General features: G+C 67.0%; 18 protein-coding genes and 1 tRNA gene. 16 read left to right on the top strand and 3 right to left on the bottom strand.

Annotated elements, in window-relative coordinates; genetic code table 11:
* Positions 1–38: 38 nt before the first annotated feature.
* The 4 genes from QH168_RS20935 to QH168_RS20920 all read left to right on the top strand — a co-directional run bounded on the left by QH168_RS20935 (position 39) and on the right by QH168_RS20920 (position 4,877).
* A complete protein-coding gene (locus QH168_RS20935; RefSeq protein WP_432421146.1) occupies positions 39–734 on the top strand; it encodes a YdcF family protein in 696 nt (231 codons plus the stop codon).
* 1 nt (position 735) lies between these two features.
* Positions 736–1,989 (top strand): deoxyguanosinetriphosphate triphosphohydrolase, encoded by a 1,254-nt coding sequence (locus tag QH168_RS20930; RefSeq protein WP_280236455.1) that lies wholly within the window; start codon positions 736–738, stop codon positions 1,987–1,989.
* A gap of 77 nt (positions 1,990–2,066) precedes the next feature.
* Entirely contained in the window at positions 2,067–3,995 is a 1,929-nt protein-coding gene (gene dnaG, locus QH168_RS20925; RefSeq protein WP_280236454.1) for a DNA primase, read from the top strand.
* 231 nt (positions 3,996–4,226) lie between these two features.
* Positions 4,227–4,877, top strand: a complete 651-nt coding sequence (locus tag QH168_RS20920) for a DUF6636 domain-containing protein (RefSeq protein WP_280236453.1) — start codon at positions 4,227–4,229, stop codon at positions 4,875–4,877.
* Between the two features lie 13 nt (positions 4,878–4,890).
* Here QH168_RS20920 and QH168_RS20915 read toward each other — a convergent pair whose 3' ends face one another.
* On the bottom strand, positions 4,891–5,136 hold the full coding sequence (locus QH168_RS20915) for a hypothetical protein (protein WP_280236452.1): 246 nt from the start codon (positions 5,134–5,136) through the stop codon (positions 4,891–4,893).
* A 199-nt stretch (positions 5,137–5,335) separates the two neighbouring features.
* On the opposite strand from QH168_RS20915, the gene QH168_RS20910 reads away from it, so the two are divergent.
* The 3 genes from QH168_RS20910 to QH168_RS20900 all read left to right on the top strand — a co-directional run bounded on the left by QH168_RS20910 (position 5,336) and on the right by QH168_RS20900 (position 6,703).
* Positions 5,336–5,408: transfer RNA gene (locus tag QH168_RS20910), tRNA-Asn, on the top strand.
* Between the two features lie 70 nt (positions 5,409–5,478).
* A complete protein-coding gene (locus QH168_RS20905; protein ID WP_348537603.1) occupies positions 5,479–5,841 on the top strand; it encodes an NUDIX hydrolase in 363 nt (120 codons plus the stop codon).
* A 148-nt stretch (positions 5,842–5,989) separates the two neighbouring features.
* On the top strand, positions 5,990–6,703 hold the full coding sequence (locus tag QH168_RS20900; protein ID WP_280236450.1) for a DUF998 domain-containing protein: 714 nt from the start codon (positions 5,990–5,992) through the stop codon (positions 6,701–6,703).
* 126 nt (positions 6,704–6,829) lie between these two features.
* Here the strand turns inward: QH168_RS20900 and QH168_RS20895 are convergent, their stop codons facing one another.
* The gene (locus tag QH168_RS20895) at positions 6,830–7,789 is read right to left on the bottom strand and encodes an alpha/beta hydrolase (RefSeq protein ID WP_280236449.1); all 960 of its coding nucleotides are present in this window, start codon (positions 7,787–7,789) and stop codon (positions 6,830–6,832) included.
* 155 nt (positions 7,790–7,944) lie between these two features.
* On the opposite strand from QH168_RS20895, the gene QH168_RS20890 reads away from it, so the two are divergent.
* From QH168_RS20890 to QH168_RS20880, 3 genes are read left to right on the top strand one after another with little or no spacing between them, the layout of a single operon-like run.
* A complete protein-coding gene (locus QH168_RS20890; protein ID WP_280236448.1) occupies positions 7,945–8,601 on the top strand; it encodes a hypothetical protein in 657 nt (218 codons plus the stop codon).
* Positions 8,594–9,949: a glutamine synthetase family protein gene (locus QH168_RS20885; protein WP_280236447.1), complete on the top strand. Its 1,356-nt coding sequence runs from the start codon at positions 8,594–8,596 to the stop codon at positions 9,947–9,949. The genes QH168_RS20890 and QH168_RS20885 overlap by 8 nt, the downstream gene beginning before the upstream one ends.
* Positions 9,946–10,710, top strand: a complete 765-nt coding sequence (locus QH168_RS20880) for a gamma-glutamyl-gamma-aminobutyrate hydrolase family protein (protein WP_280236446.1) — start codon at positions 9,946–9,948, stop codon at positions 10,708–10,710. The genes QH168_RS20885 and QH168_RS20880 overlap by 4 nt, the downstream gene beginning before the upstream one ends.
* Before the next feature lie 68 nt (positions 10,711–10,778).
* Here QH168_RS20880 and QH168_RS20875 read toward each other — a convergent pair whose 3' ends face one another.
* Complete coding sequence (locus QH168_RS20875) at positions 10,779–11,459, bottom strand: TetR/AcrR family transcriptional regulator (protein ID WP_280236445.1); 681 nt, start codon at positions 11,457–11,459, stop codon at positions 10,779–10,781.
* Between the two features lie 288 nt (positions 11,460–11,747).
* Between QH168_RS20875 and QH168_RS20870 the strand changes: the two genes are divergently transcribed.
* From QH168_RS20870 to QH168_RS20845, 6 genes are all read left to right on the top strand, one after another.
* A complete protein-coding gene (locus QH168_RS20870; protein WP_280236444.1) occupies positions 11,748–13,355 on the top strand; it encodes a class I adenylate-forming enzyme family protein in 1,608 nt (535 codons plus the stop codon).
* Between the two features lie 10 nt (positions 13,356–13,365).
* On the top strand, positions 13,366–14,160 hold the full coding sequence (locus tag QH168_RS20865; protein ID WP_280236443.1) for an enoyl-CoA hydratase/isomerase family protein: 795 nt from the start codon (positions 13,366–13,368) through the stop codon (positions 14,158–14,160).
* Positions 14,160–15,254 (top strand): Zn-dependent alcohol dehydrogenase, encoded by a 1,095-nt coding sequence (locus QH168_RS20860; RefSeq protein ID WP_280236442.1) that lies wholly within the window; start codon positions 14,160–14,162, stop codon positions 15,252–15,254. The genes QH168_RS20865 and QH168_RS20860 overlap by 1 nt, the downstream gene beginning before the upstream one ends.
* A gap of 44 nt (positions 15,255–15,298) precedes the next feature.
* The gene (locus QH168_RS20855) at positions 15,299–16,756 is read left to right on the top strand and encodes an aldehyde dehydrogenase family protein (RefSeq protein ID WP_280236441.1); all 1,458 of its coding nucleotides are present in this window, start codon (positions 15,299–15,301) and stop codon (positions 16,754–16,756) included.
* 113 nt (positions 16,757–16,869) lie between these two features.
* Positions 16,870–18,534: a flavin-containing monooxygenase gene (locus QH168_RS20850; protein ID WP_280236440.1), complete on the top strand. Its 1,665-nt coding sequence runs from the start codon at positions 16,870–16,872 to the stop codon at positions 18,532–18,534.
* Positions 18,531–18,905 carry a hotdog domain-containing protein gene (locus QH168_RS20845; RefSeq protein WP_280236439.1) on the top strand — a complete coding sequence of 125 codons (375 nt, stop codon included), beginning with the start codon at positions 18,531–18,533 and terminating at the stop codon, positions 18,903–18,905. Before QH168_RS20850 ends, QH168_RS20845 begins: the two co-directional genes overlap by 4 nt.

The following is an 18,905-nucleotide window of genomic DNA, read 5'->3' as shown; positions in this document are numbered from 1 at the left end:
GGAATGGAACCATCGAACCCAGCTGGCAAACTCGAGGAGTGAATTCGGCACCACTGCGCACCCGGACGGGCACTGTCACCGAACCCGCCGTACCGCGGGGAGTAGGAGCGGGAATGCTGCGATGGGGGTGGCGGCTGGTCGCCGGGGTGGTGCTGGTGGGGATCGTGCTCGTGTTCGGCACCGCGTTCCGGGTGTGGCAGGTGGCGCGGATCGACGATTACAGCAAGGCCGACGCGATCGTGGTGCTCGGCGCCGCCCAGTATTCCGGTACGCCGTCCTCGGTGTTCGAGGCCAGGCTGGACCAGGCGTACGACCTGTTCGAGGCCGGGGTCGCGCCGCGGGTGATCACCGTCGGCGGAAAACAGGAGGGGGATCTGTATACCGAGGCCGCATCGGGGAAGAACTATCTGATGGAGCGTGGCATACCCGCGGATCGGATCCTCGCCGTGGAAACCGGATCCGACACCCTGCGCAGCGTCGAAGCCGTCGCAACGGCCATGCGCGCGCGTGAGATGTCCTCGGCGGTGCTGGTCAGCGACCCGTGGCATTCACTGCGCACCCGCACCATGGCCCGTGACGCGGGCCTCGACGCCTGGACCGCGCCCACCCGCACCGGACCGGCCGTCTACACCAGGGAATCGCAGGCGCACGGCATCTTCCGGGAGACCTTCGCACTGCTGTGGTACCAGCTCACCCATTTCTCCGCCGACTTCGGCTACACGGCGGGGCAGTGAGATGAGCATCCTCGGCTATTCCGCACCCGACCGCGAACGCCTCGTCCTCGAAGGGCCGAAAACCGCCGGGCTCACCAGCGACGGCAACGGTCATCGCAGCGATTTCTCCCGCGACCGCGCCCGCGTCCTGCATTCGGCCGCCCTGCGCCGCCTCGCCGATAAAACCCAGGTCATGGGCCCGCGTGACGGCGACACCCCGCGCACCCGGCTCACCCATTCGATCGAGGTCGCCCAGATCGGGCGCGGTATCGCCGACGGGCTCGGCTGCGATCCCGACCTCGTGGACCTGGCCGGACTCGCCCACGACATCGGCCATCCGCCCTACGGCCACAACGGTGAGCAGGCCCTCGACATCTGGGCCGACCGGTACGGCGGCTTCGAGGGCAACGCCCAGAATCTGCGCATCCTCACCCGCCTCGAACCCAAAGTGCTCGAGCCGGACGGAACCAGCGCCGGACTCAACCTCACACGAGCAGCCCTCGACGCCGCCATCAAATACCCGTGGCAGCGCACCGGGTCCGGTACCAAATTCGGCGCCTACGATGTCGACGCCGACCGGCTGGCCTGGGTCCGCAAGGGCGCGCCGCCGCGACGGCAGACCCTGGAATGCCAGATCATGGACTGGTCCGACGACGTCGCCTATTCGGTGCACGACGTCGAGGACGGCATCATCGCCGGACGCATCGATCTGCGCGCGCTGGCCGACCGAGTGGAGCAGCGGGCGCTCGCCGAGATGGGGCATGTGCACCACCGGTCGCTCTCGGTCGATGATCTGGTCGCGGCGGCGCAGCGGCTGTCGGAGCTGCCGGTGGTCGCGCGGGTGTTCACCTATGACGGCTCGCTCGCCGATTCGGTGGCGTTGAAGCGGCTGACCAGCGAACTCGTCGGTCGTTTCGCGACGGCCGCGGTGGTCGACACCCGCCGCATGGCTGGCGAAGGACCGCTCACCCGCTACGCCGCCGACCTGGAGGTATCGCCGATCGCCGCCGCGGAGGTCGCGATACTCAAGACGGTGGCGCTGCGCTATGTGATGTCCGATCCCGACCACAAACTGCGTCAGGCCGACCAGCGTGACCGCATCATCGCCGTCGCGGAAAGTCTGCTCGCGGGCGCGCCCGACGGACTCGACCCGCTGCTGCTGCCGTGGTGGCACGCCGCCGCCGACGACACCGCGCGTGTGCGGGTGATCGTCGACCAGATCGCCTCCTACACCGAGAGCAGGCTGGAGCGGATCGCCGCCCGCGTGAACCGCTGATCGGGCCGGGCCATGGCCGTGTGGCCTCGTCAGGACTGCGGCGGCCCGCGCCCGGCGGCGCCCGCTAGACTTCAACAGTGCCCGGACGAATCCCAGATCGCGATATCGCTGCGATACGCGAACGCGTCCGGATCGAGGATGTGGTGGGGGAGTACGTCGCGCTCAAGCGTGGCGGCGCCGATTCCATGAAGGGGCTGTGCCCGTTCCACGACGAGAAATCGCCGTCGTTCCATGTGCGGCCCAACCACGGCCTGTTCCACTGCTTCGGCTGCGGTGAGGGTGGCGACGTCTACGCGTTCATCCAGAAGATCGAGCACATCGGTTTCGTCGAAGCGGTCGAACAGCTCGCCGACAAGGTCGGCTTCCAGATCAACTACGAGGGCGGCGGGACCTCGGTCCAGCGTGACCGCGGCACCAGAGCCCGGCTGGTGGCCGCGAACGCCGCAGCGCACGAGTTCTACATGGCCAGGCTGCGCGAACCCGAAGCCGCAGCGGCCCGCGCCTACCTCACCGAACGCAATTTCGACGGCGCCGCGGCCGCCCAGTTCGGCTGCGGCTACGCCCCCGACGGCTGGGATACGCTGACCAAACACCTGCTGCGCAAGGGTTTCGAGTTCAAGGAACTGGAAGCGGCAGGCCTGTCCAGGGAGGGTCGGCGCGGTCCGATCGACCGATTCCACCGGCGGCTGCTGTGGCCCATCCGCAATCTGGCGGGCGAGGTCATCGGGTTCGGCGCCCGCAAGCTCTACGACGACGACACCATGCCGGGTAAGTACGTCAATACGCCGGAAACGGTGCTGTACAAGAAGTCTCAGGTGTTGTTCGGGCTCGATCACGCCAAACGCGAGATCGCCAAGGGACATCAGGCGGTGGTCGTCGAGGGCTACACCGACGTGATGGCCATGCATCTGGCCGGGGTGAAAACCGCTGTCGCCGCCTGCGGTACCGCGTTCGGCGACGACCATCTGGCCATCCTGCGACGCCTGCTCATGGACGACAACTTCTGGCGCGGCGAGATCATCTTCACCTTCGACGGTGACGCGGCAGGCCAGGCGGCCGCACTGAAGGCGTTCCTCAACGACCAGAAGGTCGCCGCCCAGATCTACGTCGCCACCACGCCGGACGGGCAGGACCCGTGTGAATTGCGCCAGCATTCCGGCGACGCCGCCGTACGCGATGTGGTGGCCAAACGCCGGTTGCTGTTCGAATTCGCGCTCGACAGCGAGATCGAGAAGCGCAAGGACCCGAGGATCAACGATCTGACCCGCGACGGTCAGGTGGAGGTGCTGCGCTGGGGTGTGCCGCTGGTGGCGCAGATCAAAGACCACGGACGACGTAAGCGCTACGCCACCGACCTGGCCGATCGCACCGGCTGGCTGGATGTACAGACCGTCTACCGGCGCGTCGAAGAGGAAGCCAAACGTCAGCGCACCGGCGGCGCCGCGCCCGGCACCACGCGACGTAATCCGCGCGAGCAGACCGCCGACGCTCCCGTCGCCCGGCCGAACCCGAACGATCCCGTCCTGCTCCCGCAGCGCCAGGCGCTCGCGGCCGGACTGCAATATCCGTCCATCGCCGGGCCCTCGTTCGATGCGCTGGAAGTCGAGGCGTTCACCCATCCCGCGTACGTGACGATCCGCACGCTCATCACCGAAGCCGGTGGTACCGCGGCCGGACTGGTCGGCGCCGAATGGGTCGGCGCGGTATCCGATCGCACCGACGATCTGACCGTGCGCGCCTTGATCTCGGAACTGGCGAGCGAGCCCCTGCCGGTGCGGTCGGAAGGCGATATCCCGCGTTTCGTCACCGGTGTGCTCGCCCGCGCGCAGGAGGGCCTGGTCGGCCGCCAGATCGCGGAGCTGAAATCGAAACTGCACCGGGTGTCGTCGACCGAACAATCCGAGGCCTATTTGACGTTGTTCGGCGATCTGGTGGCGTTGGAGCAGTACCGCAAGAGCCTGCTGGAGCAGGCCATGGGGAATTCGGACGATTTCGCGCCGCACTGATTCGGGGTCGCCCGAGTGGCACTCACCCGCATGCGTGCAGTGGCCTGGCACAGGTGGATCTGTCCCCGGCACCAGGTCGGCGAAGGTGGTGCGAGCATGCACTTGGTCCGGCGGCGGTCCTTGTGCCGGGTGGGAAGGTAGTGAGTACGGATCGGTTGCGCCGTAACGATCACGTCCTGCTCGATGATCAACTCGGTAGTCGGGTTCGGCACCATCGGTGGGAGGCGTGGGATGAAGCGAGTGTTTCTGGCGAGCTTGGCGGTCCTCGTGGCGTTCGGGATGTCGGGCTGCGCGCAAGACAGCTCCCCGCCGTCAGCGGACGCGAATTCGGCGGTGTCCACGGCTCCCGAGCGGCCGATCACACCGGGCACTCCCGAACCCGCGCCGCCCGCCATCGCCTCCGGCGAGCCGAACCCCGGCCAGCCCCCTACCGGCGAGGCCGTCCCGCCGACCACCCTGCCCTCCCGTGACGACGCCACCGTGGACGCCCGCGACTTCCAGCAGGGCAACCACTACTACTTCCAGTCGCCCACCGGAAACATCATGTGCGGCTTCATCAACGAAGGTGAACTCGGCACCGGCTGCCAACTGCGCACCACACAAGTGGTGCCGCCGGAGCTGACCGACTGCGATACCAGCCGCGAAGACCGCGCTTTGGCCGCCCAGGTCGTCGGTGGGGCCGCCCGATTCATGTGCGTGAACCAGGGCTTCTTCGTCGGCTCACCGACCGACGGCACCCGCAAGGGCGGCGGAAACGTCCTGGAGTACGGAGAAACGATCATCGTCCGCGGCACCGCGTGCACGTCGATGCCCACGGGCATCCGCTGCGATCAGGCCGGGCACGGCTTCATGATCGCCGCGGACGCGCAGTCGCTGTTCTGAGGGATCGAAAAGCTCAGCGCCGCAACTGATCGTGCGGCACCAGCACCGTGGTCCGCTCATCGAGCGGCTCCATCGGCTCCAGCGCCGGACGCGTGCTGAGTTTGTCCGACAGCCGCTGCCTGCTCACCTGGACGAGCTTGCGGGTGACCGGGCTTCCCGTGACCGCGCGGGTGGCCGCACTGATCTGCTCATAGCGCGCCCGCCCGGCCTTGCTGCCGAGCACATACCCGGCCGCGATGCCGATCATCAACCGCAGCATCTGTTCGAGCTCCTCCCGTTCGCCTGTCCGCGGCCTACATCCTGCCCGACACCCACCACCCCTGTCGATCCACCCACCCCACAGACACCCCGCTCAACACCCCCTCACCCCCCTCTGACGACACGATTTGGGCCCCCGCCCACCCATACGCTAAAGTTTCACCTCGGTCCGCCCGGTACGCCGACGGCCCACAGGATAGTCCCCTATAGCTCAATTGGCAGAGCAGCCGACTGTTAATCGGCAGGTTTCTGGTTCGAGTCCAGATGGGGGAGCAGGAAGAATCCCTCTACCAGCACAAGCTGGTAGAGGGATTTTTGGTCTCATCGGGGGAAATCGCCGCACATCCGCTACTTTCCCACTACAAACGATCCGTTACTTTCTTCGGCTGAACTGACCGACAGCCTTCCCGGCTGTGCTGTGCGAGAGGTCAAGGAAGAAACCGGGCTGGATATCGAAATCACCGGACTTGTCGGCACTTACACCGATCCCCGCCATATCATCGCCTACAGTGACGGCGAGGTCCGACGCCAGTTCAATGTGTGCTTCCTCGCCCGTGTCATCGGGGGCGTCCTCGCCGTCTCCGACGAGTCGACCGAATTGCGGTTCGTGAGTCCCGCCGAACTGGACGGCCTCGACATCCACCACACGCAGAGGCTCAGGCTGACCCACTACCTGGACGGGCGCCGTATGCCATACCTGGGCTGAAGTGCCAAGGGGCGGTACGGGCGCGGGGAACATTTTTCCAATACTCGGGGTGACCGATCGTTCGATAGTGGTGTCCCCTCGGGTGCGGTCGGCGAATCGAACGCACCTCGAACCGACAACAACCCCGATCGACGAGAGGAGCCGTGTCGTGACCGACACTCTCGGCCCCGCGAAGCCACCGACCGCCCATACCTCGGCACCGAGCGCCGGACAGCACTCGGCAGTGATGAAACTGCTGTTGATCTGCGGTGTCATCGGTCCGCTGCTCAACATTGTCGTCATTCACGTCCTCGGTGCGATCCGCCCCGACTACAACCCCTGGGTGGTGCCCGACAGCAACCTCGAACTGGGTCCCGGCGGATGGATGCAGATAACCAACTACATCGTCACCGGATCGCTGCTGCTCGCTTTTGCCTTCGGGACGCGGCAGCTGATGCGCACCGGGCGCGGTTCCACCTGGGGCCCCGTTCTGCTCGGCATCTATGGCCTCACCTTCGTCGCCATCGGACCCATCCTGCCCGACCCCTCGCTGGGCTACCCGCCGGGAGAGCCGGAGACGCTGACAGTTCACGGCGCCGTGCACACTCTCCTCGGTCTGGTTCAGTTCACCTCGATGACCGCGGTGTGCTTCGTGCTCGCCCGGCGCGGTGAGCCGCTGGCAAGTCGCGGCTGGTACCGGTATTCGGTCGCCACCGGCCTGCTGGTCCCCACCACTTATATCGTCTTCGCCCTGATCGCCAAATTGGTGGACGGAGGACCCGCAGGTCTCATCGAACGGCTCGGAATCGTTGCCAGCGGCATCTGGATCGTCGTGTTGGCGATCCGCCTGATGCGCAGTCCCGCCCGGGCCTCTGCCGAATAACGGGATCTGCCAGTCATCGACGAGCAGTGGTCGGCAGGCGAACGCCCAACGCACCTGTACCGGCACTGCTCGCCGCACATCTGGTGACCGTGATGCGCACAGCATCACGGTCACCAGATCGGTTGGCTATTGCGCGATCTCGCGTAGATGCATACACACTTCCTCGATCGCTTGTCCGGCCTGCGCGAACGCCGTGACCTCGGTGAAGAACCCATGGAAGACGCCGGTGTATCTGGTCAGTGTGACCGGAACGCCCTCGCGTCGCAGTCGGTATGCGTACGCCTCGGCATCATCGCGGATCGGGTCGACCTCCGCGGTCATGATCAGCGCGGGCGGCAAGCCGTGCAGCGACGCCGCGCGCATGGGTGCCGCCAGGTGGTCGCCACCCGTGTGGTCCGCACCGACGTACTGCTCCCAGAGCCAGCGCGCATTGGCCGCGCTCAGCAGCGGTGCGTCGGCGAAGTCCGACCACGACGCCGTGGTGAACGTGTCGTCGACGGCGGGGTAGACCAGCACCTGTGTCACCGGAAGGCTGCTGCCTTCCTCGCGTCGGTGCAGGCACAGGGCTGCGGCGAGATTGCCACCCGCCGAGTCGCCGCCGATCGCGAGGCGGTTCGGGTCGATGCCGAGCTCCGGCGCTGTTGTCGTCAGCCATGCGTAGGCGTCGATACAATCTTGCAGCGCTGCCGGATAGGGGTTTTCCGGAGCCAAGCGGTACTCCACGGATACGACCGTCCAACCCGAACCCGCGGCGATCGCGCGGCACACCTCGTCTGCTCCGTCCAAGGTGCCGAGGACGAAACCGCCGCCGTGTAGGTAGACCAGCGCGGGTGCGCCGTCGGCGGGCGCGGCTCGGCCCGCGCGATACCGGCGAGCCCGGATCGTTCCCGCACGTGTCGGCACGGTCAATTGTCCGACATGCTCGACCGGCGTGATCGGTTCACTGGACGGAGTCGAGTCCACCAGTGCCCTGGCCTGCTCGGGTCCCAGCTCGCGGAGGGGTTTCCGCAGGATCTGACCGAGCATCCGGGCTACTGCCGCCGCCTGGTCATCGAGCAGGTGCCACCAGTCCGGGCCGTCGTTCATGGAAAACCTCGCAAAGTCGTTGACAGGAAGTGATCTGTGCCTCACTATCATAGTCATATGACTCAGACGTTTGACTAGAAATTCTGGTCAACTCGGGGATCCACTGACGACGGTCTACCGCGCATGCGATCTCGTCGAATCGAAAGGACAGCAAGATGACCGAAACGACGATCGGTCCCGCATGTGGGACCGAGGCGGTCGGCGGGGTCGATATTCGGATCGAGGAGGACGCGAGTCCGATCGTCCGATTGATCGGTCGGACCATTGCCGATTCCATCCGCGCCGACGGCGCCGTCCCGGATACGGTGGCGGGCACAGTCGCCATCCGCTCGCACGACACCCCGCAGGCCGCGACGATCACCCTCACGCCCGGTGCCATCGCGGTGTCGAGCGGTGTGTTCGTCGAGCCCGACCTCACCATGATCGTCGATCTGAACCAGCGGTTCGCCCTGGTCGGCGAGCTGGTGGGCGCCGACGATCTCGCCGCGGCGACGATCGCCCTGCTCGCGCCGCCACTGCCGGATTGGCGGACCGCCGCGGAGTCGTTCTGGGCCGCCGCCCGGTCGGTGCCGGGCATCCCCGACGTGCTCATCGCGATCACCGAGGGCCCGGACGGGCTGGATCAGCACGTCGTCGGCGAGGGGGAGAGCCATTACGTCATCGCCGGTCCGACGGAGCTGCTGGCGGGCATCTTCTCCGGCGCCGACGACCTGATCGCTGCCCTGTCCACCGGCCATATCGGCGTACGCGGCACGTTCTCACAGCTGTCGGTGCTGGTCGCCGCATCATGGAAGGTTCGATACGATGTCTGAAATCACTGCCACCGCAACGGATCACAACATTCCGGTGCATACGGTCCGGCTCGAGTCCACCAACCATGACGGCAGCTTCCTCGGTAAGAATCTGGCACCCAAGAAGTTCACCGCATGCGCGGACTCGGGCTTCGCAATGGCTGATCTCCTGTTCGGCCTCGATCTGGGCAACGCACCGACCTTCGGTTTCGCCTTTCCCGAGTGGCGCGGGCATGTGTCGGATGTGCAGTTCCGGCCCGATATGTCGACGCTGGTGCGGTGGGCGCCCGGCCTGGAGTCCGTCATCGGTGACTACTGGCAGGCCGATGGCACGCCGATCGGGACCTGTCCGCGCAACCTCGCTCGCACACTGGTCGACCGACTCGCCACGCGCGGCTTCACCGCGACCATCGCGGTCGAGATCGAGGCCACCGTGTTCCAGGAATCCATCCATGAGGCCCGGACCAAGGGCTACCGCGATCTGACCCCGCTCGGCGGTAGTGCGGGCACCGCCTACCACCTCGCCAAGTCCAAGGACTGGGTCGACTACATGTCGTCGGTCGCCCGGCGCCTCGACGAGATCGGCATCGAGTGGGAAGCGTGGAGCGATGAGGACGCGGCGGGCCAGGTGGAACTCAATCTGGTTCCCGGAGATCCGATCTCGGTGTGCGACAACTGGGCTCGCGCCCGGCAGGTGATGCGGGAAGTGGCCTTCGAACTCGGTCACACCGTGACGTTCATGGCCAAGCCGACCGCCGGATACGGCCAGGCATCCCACATCAACCTGTCCTTGCGGCGGGACGGGGTCAACGCGTTCCATGCTCCCGACGGGCCGTCGGACACGATGCGGCACGCTGTCGGTGGACTGCTCGCGACAATGCGGGGCGCGGCGTCGGTCATGCTCCCGCAGATCACGTCCTATCGCCGCCTGGTGGACCTGAGCGGCCCGCCGACGACGGTCACCTGGGGTATCGCGAACAAGAGCACCGCGGTGCGTGCGGTGTGCGGACACCCGGCCTACTCCCGTCTCGAATATCGCGTTCCCGGCGCCGACGCCAACCTGTACCTGGCGGTCGCGACGATTCTCGCCGGTGTGATCGCGGGCCTCGACGGCGAGCTCGAGCCGCCGGAGCCGGTCAGCGACCTGGCCTGGTGTGTGCCCGACCTCGAGCGGCTGCCCGACACCATGACCAAGGCGGCCGACGCGCTCGAGGCCGATCTGATCCTGCGCGAACAGCTCGGTGACGAGTTCGTGGACTATTGGGTCGGGACGCGGCGCTGGGAGTGGATGCAGTTCCACACCGCCGGCGGTGATCCGTTCGCCGAACTCTCGCAGTGGGAGTCGGCCCGATACTTCGAGTTCCCGTGACAGCTCGCTCGGCACGGGCGAAACCGCTGATCGGACTGACCGGGCGGCGGTTTCGCACCGAGCTGATCAGGGGCAGCCATCCGGGGTACGGTCAGCGCCGTACCGATAGCTTCATCTCCGATTTCGCCGACCGGATCACGCGCGCCGGTGGTGTGCCGGTGATGCTGCCCTACGACGCCGAACCGGAGGCGTTGGGCCAGTGGCTGTCCGGTGTGGTGGTCACCGGCGGTCAGGATGTGCATCCGAGCTATTGGGGCGGCGACGAGTCGGTGGTCAGCGGTGTCGACCCGCTCGCGGATCCCTCGGTTCACGACCCTGTCCGGGACGAGTTCGAGATGGCGTTGACCAGGGTCGCGCTCGACCGGGAGATCCCGCTGCTCGGCGTGTGTCGCGGTATGCAGGTGCTCAATGTGACGCTCGGCGGCACGCTGATCCCCGATCTGCCGGTCGGGCCGGTGCGCCACCTCATGTCGAGTGGGCCGCTGTCGGACGGTGACCCCGACCATATGGTCACCTTCGATGCGGGGACGATCGCGCAGAAGGTGTTCGGCGACCGATTGGTGACCAACTCGTGGCACCACCAGGCAGTCGACGTCTGCGGCGACGGTCTGGTGGTCACCGGTCGCACGGATGACGGTGTGGCCGAGTCCATCGAGCTCGCCGGGGCCGCGGTACTCGGGGTGCAGTGGCATCCGGAGTGGATGGAAAGCGATGACGGTGCGCTGCGCTGGCTCACCGAGGCGGCCGCCGAGCGGCGTTGAGTGGACCGAAAATGTCTGTGGCCGCGGTCTTTTCGGTGTCGGCCACAGACTTTCGGGTCGGCGCGATATCAATCCGTGCGCACCCAGGACACCAGTGACCGCATATCCGGCACGGGTGTGGCATTCGCGGGCTCGACCGCGGGCGCGGCGGCGGCATCGCCGAGGTTGGTCGACATCCACGCATCGAGCACGCCGAGGGTGAGCTCGAGCTGCGCGGCCGATGCGGCGGTGTCGGTGAACACCAGCCAGTTGAGCGCGAAGCCGTCCGACAATGCGGACACCACGTAGATCAGTCGGTCGATCGTGTCACGGTCGACCGGTCGACCCGATCGCGTCGGGGTGGCTTCGAGGATCGCGCGCATGGTCTCGAAGGCCGCGTTGTACACGCCCTGGGTCTGCTCGCCCTCGCGCTGGCCCCAGCTGATCAGTTCGATGATCGTCGCGCCGAAGTCCGGATTTTCCAGATACCACTCCATCACGCCGCGGAGCAGCGCGCGTGCCGTGGTCTGCACATCGCTGTGGGCATCGTTGCGCGTCAATACTTCTCGATACTGACCGGCGAGATGCTCGAAGACGGCGCCGAACAGCATCTCCTTGGTGGAGAAGCAGTAGTGCAGCGTGGCCAGCGGGGCATTTGCCTCCTCGGCGATACGGCGCGTGGTGGCTCCGTCCACCCCATGGGCGGCGATTACGCGCACGGCAGCGGCCACCAGGTCGGCGCGGCGTTCGGCGGCGGGGATGCGAGCCATGCGTTGCTCCTGTCGGGTCAGATCTGAACGATTGATCAAGTCAGTGCCGACATTACCAGCTGGAACGGCATATCACCGGCGTGCCCGACGCCGTGCGTCCAACGAAGTGGGTCAAATGGCTTGATCAATTGACAAACTATCGCTACCGTTATGGCAGGCCTCACATTTCCATCCACTGGTGGCCGTACTCGCGCCCAGCGGCGTGAGCGTCGCGTCGGCGGCAGTCCGGCGACCGCAGGTCGATCGATGACGAGCTGCCCACCATCTGCTATTCGCGAAGAGGACGACATGACCCGAATCGAACCGGTCCGCCCCACAGGTGCGATCGCCATCGATCGCATGGCCGTTGACCCGTCCGTCGACACTCTCGTCGGTCTGCTGGCCGACCAGGCCGCCTGCTGTCCCGACCAGGAGTTCCTCCGATTCGCGGAGGGATCGTTGACCTTCGGCGAGGTCGACGAGTGGACCGCGCGTCTCGCGCAGCGACTGGTCACCGAGGATGCGGTCCGCCCGGGCGATCGGGTCGCGATCATGCTGCCCAACGTGGTGCAGTGGCCGATCGCCTGGCTGGCCATCCTGGCGGCGGGTGGCGTGGCGGTGCCGGTCAACTCGTCCTATCAGCGGGCGGACCTGGAATTCGTGCTCCGGGATTCCGGCGCCCGGATGGTGTTGACCGATGCCGCCCATGCCCCGCTCGTCGACGAGGTGCTGGCCGCGAACAGCGATCTGGCCGATCTCCGAATCGGCGACGTCGCCTCGCCCGGCGACCTCGCGCGGTTTCCCGCGCGGCGGCCCGCTGTCGCCCTGTCCGGTGCGACGCTCGCCAACCTCCAATACACCTCGGGGACAACGGGATTTCCCAAGGCCTGCATGCTGACCCACGACTACTGGACTCGGCTGGGGTGGATCTGTGCGGTCGCCGCGGACCTCGGGCCCGGCGATGTGGCGCTCACCTCGCAGCCGTTCTCCTATATGGACCCGCAGTGGAACACCTCGCTGTGTCTCACGGTCGGCATGCCGCTCGTGGTGCTTCCCCGGTTCTCCGCTTCGGGTTTCATGGCCGATGTCCGCAAGCACCGGGCCACGTTCTGCTATGTGCTCGGCTCGATGCCGACCCTGCTGTTCAAGCAGCCGCCCACCCCCGAGGACCGCGACAACGACCTGCGCCTGGTGCTGTGCTCGGCCGTCCCCGCCACGCTGCACGCGCAGCTCGAACAGCGGTGGGGCGCGCCGTGGCGAGAGATCTTCGGGATGACCGAGAGCGGAGTCGACCTGGTGAGCCTGCCCGACTGCGCCACCGACGTCGGTACCGGACGGCTGGGACGGCCGGTCCCCACCAAGCAGGTGCGGGTGGTCGACCCGCAGGGCCGCGAGGTCGCCGAGGGCGAGTCCGGTGAACTGATCACCTCGGGCGCACCGATGATGCTCGGCTACTGGAATCGGCCCGAGGACACCGCGCAGGTCCTCCGCGACAGCTGGTTGCACACCGGTGATGTCGCCATCCGCGAGGCGGGCAGCTACCGCTTGGTCGGCCGGATCAAGGACATGGTCCGTCGCGGCGGGGAGAACATCGCCAGCGCGGAGGTCGAACGGGTGCTCGAACGTGACGACAGTGTCGTCGCGGCGGCGGTCGTCGGCGTGCCGGATGAACTGTTCGGCGAGGAGGTCAAGGCATTCGTGCAGCTGACGCCCGGCGTGGAGCAGAGCCGGGCGACCGCGCAGCAGCTTCTCGACCGGGTGCGAAACCAGTTGGCGCGCTTCAAACTTCCACGCTACGTGGAGTTCGTCGCGGACTTCCCCCGCACCCCGTCCGAGCGGGTGTCCAAGCCCGCGCTGAAGGCGCGCGCCGCCGAACATCCCGGCATCACCCATGACCTACGACCGCCGCGCGACTGAGGAGCCGGATATGACCGACAACCACCTGGACCTCCATATCGAGGCGGACGTAGCGGTACTCACGCTGAACCGGCCGACGAAACTGAACGTGCTGGACGTGGCGACCCGGGTACGGCTCGCACAGACCATCCGCCGGTTCGGTACCGGTGATCGCGTCCGCGGCATCGTGCTCACCGGCGCCGGACGCGCCTTCTCCGCCGGTGAGGATCTGCGGGCCGTGCCGTCGACCTATGACGAGATGGCCGAGGCCGTCGCCACCTTCCACGACATCACCCGCGCCATCCTCGAGACGAAGGTCCCCGTGATCGCGGCCGTCAACGGGATCGCCGTGGGCGGAGCCTCGGAGATCACGCTGTGCTGCGATGGGCGGATCGGCAGCCCGACCGCCGAGTACTACCAGCCGGAGAACCACCGCGGGATCATCATCTCCAACGCCTCGAGCTTCCTGCTCGGCCGCCTGGTCGGTAACCACGCCATGCGCATCGTCCTCGGCTCCCGGCGGATCGGCGCCGACGAGGCGTTGCGGATCGGTCTGCTCGACGAGATCGTCACGCGGGAAACGCTGGTCACCCGAGCGGTCGAGATGGTCGGGCAGTGGAACTCCGATCCGCGGATCACCGCACTGCACCTCGGCCTGCTGCGGCCGCGCCCCGAAGATATCGAGGCCGCGTTCGCCCGCGAAGGCGATTCCGCCCGCCGGTCCTGGGAGTCCGGCGCCTTCAACGAAGGCATCGCGGGCTTCTGGACATCGAAGGACGCGGCGCCGTCGGCGCCCGCATGGCGCAATCGAGATCGGAGACGATGATGATCACCACCGAAGCAGCTGTTCTCACCGCGGTGAACGAACCGCTCGAATTCACCGAGATCCGGGTCGACGACCCGGAGCCAGACGAGGTCCGTCTCGCGGTCTCGAATGTCGGCCTGTGCCACAGCGATCTGCACTATATGACCGGCACCGTCGGCGCGGACCTGCCCGTGGTGGTCGGGCACGAGGTGGCGGGCATCGTCGAGGCGGTCGGCTCCGCGGTGACCACGTTGCGTCCGGGTGACCGTGTCGTAGGAGCCCTCACGCCCTCGTGCGGGCTGTGTCGCAACTGCCAGGTCGGCCATTCGACCCAGTGCCAGCGCCTCGCCCGGATCCGGCAGCGCCCACGTCCCGCCTTCCAGCTGCCCGATGGTCGGATCGTCGAGCGGCTCGGTGACGTCGGCGCGTTCTCCCGCCACACCTTGATGCGGCATAACTCGCTGGTGAAGATGCCCGACGAGGTGGGGCTGCACGTGGGTTGTCTACTGTCGTGCTGCGTCATCACCGGCGTCGGCGCCGTCTTCCGGGGGGCCGAGGTGCGCCCGGGCGCCACCGTCGCCGTGATCGGTTGCGGCGGTGTGGGATCGGCCATCATCCAGGGTGCGCGACTCGCCGGTGCCTCGGCGATCGTCGCTGTGGATCTCGACGACGCCCGACTCGCGGCGGCGCGGACCTATGGCGCCACGCACGTCGTGAACGGTGCGGCCGATATCGCGACCGAGGTCAGGAACCTGCTCGGCGACGGCGTCGACTATTCGTTCGAGGCCGTAGGTTCGGCGCGGACCGCGGCCACCGCGCTGTCGGTCCTGCGCACCACCGGCACGGCGTGCCTGGTCGGCATTGCCCCCGACGGCACCGAGCTGACGGTGCCCGCGTCGGATTTCTTCTTCGGCGAGAAGCGCCTCATCGGCTCGTATATGGGCTCGGGCCAAGCACACGAGGACATCATCCAGTTCGCCCGCCTGTACTTGCAGGGTCGGCTGCTGCTCGACGAGATGGTCAGCGACGTGATCCCGTTCCACGAGATCGACAAGGGCTTCGAGGCGATGAAGTCGGGCGCGGTGACCCGCATCGTCGCCGACCTCACCGTCTGATCACCGGCGAATCCATCCCACCCGAGCGTCGAAGGAAGCCTCAGATGTCGAATACGCAACTGCCCCAGCCGATCAACTACATCGCCGACGAATGGTCCGAGTGCGCGACGATCCCGGATGCCTGGAATCTCGACCCCAATACGGGCCGACCGGTACATCGCGCCGTCACCACCGGCCCCGATGACGTGGAGCGCGCGCTGCGCCACGCCGAACAGTCCTACGGCTTCGAACGCTGGGACGATGCGGCGAGTAAGAAACGCGCCACCGTCATCGAGCGCGCGGCCGACATCGTCGAATCCCGGATCGAGGACATCGCCCGCACCGACGCCCTCACCAGCGGCGTCCCGATCGGGAAAGCCCGGCTGGTCGCACAGTTCCTGCCGCACCGGATTCGTTGCGCGGCCGCGGAGCTGCGCGCCATCCCGCGTCGCACCGCGCTGGCGGCCGGTGGCCGCGATGTGCGGCTCTACAAGATCCCGTGGGGCCCCGCTGCCATCCTCACCCCGTGGAACGGCCCCAGTTTCATTCCCGCCGCGAAGCTGGTGAGCGCGCTGGCCGCCGGATGTCCCGTCATCCTCAAGCCGTCGGAACACGCACCGAGCAGCGCGCAGATCATCGTCGAGAGCTTCGTCGAGGCCGGGTTGCCCCCTGGTGCGTTGCAGCTCGTACATGGTGCGGGTGAGGTGGGTGCGGCGCTCACCGGCGACCCGCGGGTGAAGGTCGTCTCCTTCACCGGCGGCCCGAACGCCGGTCGCGCGATCGCTCGCGCCGCGGCGGAGGACTTCAAGGTCCTCCAGCTCGAGCTCGGCGGCAACAATCCGGCCCTCGTGCTGGACGACGCCGATATCGACGTGGCCGCCGATGGCATCCTCGACGGGATGACCAAGCTCAACGGTCAGTGGTGCGAGGGCCCGGGAAAGGTGCTGGCGCACAAGAGTCTTGTCGAGCCTCTGCTCGATGCCCTGCTCGAGCGTATCGCCCGGATCGAGATCGGCCATTCGCTCGACGAGAACGTCGAACTCGGTCCGATCTCGAACGCCCCGCATTTCGCCATGCTGCGCGATCGCGTCGAGGGGCTGCGGGCACACGGCGCGACCATCCATCAGCCCGCGACGCTGCCAGCGCTCGACGGGTTCTTCCTGTCGCCGACCGTCGCCACGGGAGTCGACGCGTCGGTGGCCACCGCGGAACTGTTCGGTCCGATCATCAGCCTGCACGCCGTGGAGTCCGACGAGGATGCGTTGCGCGTCGCCAACGCCGATCCGTCGGGTCTGGACGCCTATGTGTTCGGCGGCGATCTGGATCGTGCGATCGAGGTGGGCTCGCGGGTGCTGTCGGGTGAGGTCAGGGTGAATGGCGCCAAGGTCGCCGATCTGGCCGATGGTTCGGCTCAAAGTTTCTGGGGCACTTCGGGAATCGGCGGCCACGCCCCCGGTGAGTCCGTGCGGGTGTTCTGCGGCGACCGTGTGGTCGGCGTCGATTCGCCCGAGCTTCCCATGTAGCGATCACGAGTACTTCCGCCTCACCCCTTGACTGTGACCGGGAGCACTGGTCTACTTTGAAGTAAGTCATTTGATCCAGTCGTTCGACCAAATCAACGAAAGCGGCTCATGCCATGGCATCCACCTCTACTTCCGACCACGGGGTCGTCGACGTCATCGGCGTCGGCGCAGGCTTCACCGGCCTCTACCTCGCGCACCGGCTGACGACAGCCGGATGGACCTTCGCGGGCTTCGAGGCCGGGCCGAGCGTCGGCGGCACCTGGTTCTGGAACACCTACCCGGGCGCGCGCTGCGACGTGGAGAGCATCTACTACTCGTACTCGTTCGATGAGGCGCTCCAGCAGGAGTGGACCTGGAGCCAGCGGTTCGCGCCGCAGGCCGAGATCCTCGGCTACCTCGACCATGTCGCCGACCGCTTCGACCTGCGTAAGCACTTCACTTTCAACACCCGCGTGGTCGGCTCGACCTGGAATGCCGCCGATCGGTTGTGGGAGGTGCGGCTGGACAACGGTGCGACCCGGCGCAGCCGCTATCTGATCTCGGGCGCGGGCGGGTTGTCCACCCCGAAGGAGTTCGACGTGCCCGGCCTGGCGAACTTCACCGGTCTACGGGTATCGACCAGCCGGTGGAATATCTCGCTCGACGATCTCGCGGGCAAACGCGTCGCCGTGATCGGCACCGGTTCCTCCGGTGTGCAGGCCATCCCGCTGATCGCCGAGGTCGCCGAGCATCTCACGGTGTTCCAGCGCACCCCGAACTACGTGATGCCCGCCCGCAACGCCGAACTCCGCCCGGAACAGGTCGATGCGGTGAAGGACGACTACGTGGCGATCCGTGAGGAATGCCGGCATTCGCCCGGTGGCATCCCCGATCGTCCCGTCACCGACAACGCCTTCGATGTCTCGGACGAGGAGCGCAGACGGCGCTACGAGCAAGCCTATGAGCGCAGCGGCTTCCAGGGCGTCGGCGCCGAGTTCGCCGATCTGCTCATCGACGCCGAGGCGAACCGGACCGCCTCGGAGTTCATCCACGACAAGATCCGCGAGATCGTCGACGACCCGGCCACCGCCGAACTGCTGGTGCCCAGGTATCACCCGCTCGGCGCCAAGCGCAGCGTCTTCGGCACCGACTACTACGAGACCTACAACCGGCCGAACGTATCGCTGGTGTCGCTGCGCGACGAGCCGATCGAGACGATGACCGAGAACGCGATCGTCACCTCGAAGGGCTCCTACGAGGTGGACGCGGTGGTGCTTGCCATCGGGTTCGACGCCTTTACCGGCCCGCTGTTCGGGCTCGGCCTCACCGGCGCCTCCGGCGTGCGGCTACAGCAGGCCTGGCGCAACGGAATCCGGTCCTATCTGGGGATCATGGCCGCGGACTTTCCCAACTTCTTCATGGTCGGTGGCCCGTTGAGCCCCGCGCTGGTGAGCAATGTGGTGGTGACGATCGAGCAGGCCGTCGATTGGATCGCCGATCTCCTCGAACACGCCCGCGACAAGGGCGCGACGGTGATCGAAGCCACCGCCGAGGCCGAGAACGAGTGGGTGGACATCACCGAGGCAACCGTCGCCCCCACCCTGTTCGCCACGACCGACTCCTGGTATCGCGGCTCCAACGTCGAGGGCAAGCCGAACACCTTCATGGGTTACGTCGGTGGGGTGGGCAAATACCGCCGGATGTGTACCGAGATCGCCAAGCGCGGCTATCCGGGCATCGAGATCGACGGCGAAGCGCGGTCGCGCACTCTCGGCCCGATCCACGAGGAGATCCCATGAGCAAGGCAATCCATCGGCGCTACGTTGCCTTTTCCGATGCGCACTACGCGGGCAATCTGGTCGACGGCGCTTACGCCCTGAAACTGTTCGGCGACGTCGGCACGAATCTGTCGATCGAGCTGGACGGCCACGAAGGCCTGTTCGCGGGCTACTCGTCCGTCGCCTTCCTCGCGCCGATCCGCGGCGGCGACGTCGTCGAGGCCGAGGCAACTCTGGTGGACAAGGGAAATCGCAGCCGCACGGTCGATTTCGAACTCCGGGTGATCTGTCGCGGTTCCGATGACACCGGTCGCGCGCAGGTCCTGGAACCGCCTCTGGTAGCGGTCCGCGCTCGCGGTACCGCCGTCATCCCCGCGGACGGAACGGAGTAG

Source organism: Nocardia cyriacigeorgica, assembly GCF_029868385.1.
Classification (GTDB): domain Bacteria; phylum Actinomycetota; class Actinomycetes; order Mycobacteriales; family Mycobacteriaceae; genus Nocardia; species Nocardia cyriacigeorgica_F.
Note: the sequence above shows the minus strand (reverse complement) of the source record. Positions and strands in the feature narration are given on the sequence as shown.

Coding starts and splice junctions, on each gene's coding strand:
- QH168_RS20920 (WP_280236453.1), top strand. CDS start 4,227: ATGAAGCGAGTGTTTCTGGCGAGCTTGGCGGTCCTCGTGGCGTTCGGG.
- QH168_RS20845 (WP_280236439.1), top strand. CDS start 18,531: ATGAGCAAGGCAATCCATCGGCGCTACGTTGCCTTTTCCGATGCGCAC.
- QH168_RS20855 (WP_280236441.1), top strand. CDS start 15,299: ATGTCGAATACGCAACTGCCCCAGCCGATCAACTACATCGCCGACGAA.
- QH168_RS20915 (WP_280236452.1), bottom strand. CDS start 5,136: ATGCTGCGGTTGATGATCGGCATCGCGGCCGGGTATGTGCTCGGCAGC.
- QH168_RS20890 (WP_280236448.1), top strand. CDS start 7,945: ATGACCGAAACGACGATCGGTCCCGCATGTGGGACCGAGGCGGTCGGC.
- QH168_RS20865 (WP_280236443.1), top strand. CDS start 13,366: ATGACCGACAACCACCTGGACCTCCATATCGAGGCGGACGTAGCGGTA.
- QH168_RS20930 (WP_280236455.1), top strand. CDS start 736: ATGAGCATCCTCGGCTATTCCGCACCCGACCGCGAACGCCTCGTCCTC.
- QH168_RS20885 (WP_280236447.1), top strand. CDS start 8,594: ATGTCTGAAATCACTGCCACCGCAACGGATCACAACATTCCGGTGCAT.
- QH168_RS20870 (WP_280236444.1), top strand. CDS start 11,748: ATGACCCGAATCGAACCGGTCCGCCCCACAGGTGCGATCGCCATCGAT.
- QH168_RS20850 (WP_280236440.1), top strand. CDS start 16,870: ATGGCATCCACCTCTACTTCCGACCACGGGGTCGTCGACGTCATCGGC.
- QH168_RS20895 (WP_280236449.1), bottom strand. CDS start 7,789: ATGAACGACGGCCCGGACTGGTGGCACCTGCTCGATGACCAGGCGGCG.
- QH168_RS20860 (WP_280236442.1), top strand. CDS start 14,160: ATGATCACCACCGAAGCAGCTGTTCTCACCGCGGTGAACGAACCGCTC.
- QH168_RS20875 (WP_280236445.1), bottom strand. CDS start 11,459: ATGGCTCGCATCCCCGCCGCCGAACGCCGCGCCGACCTGGTGGCCGCT.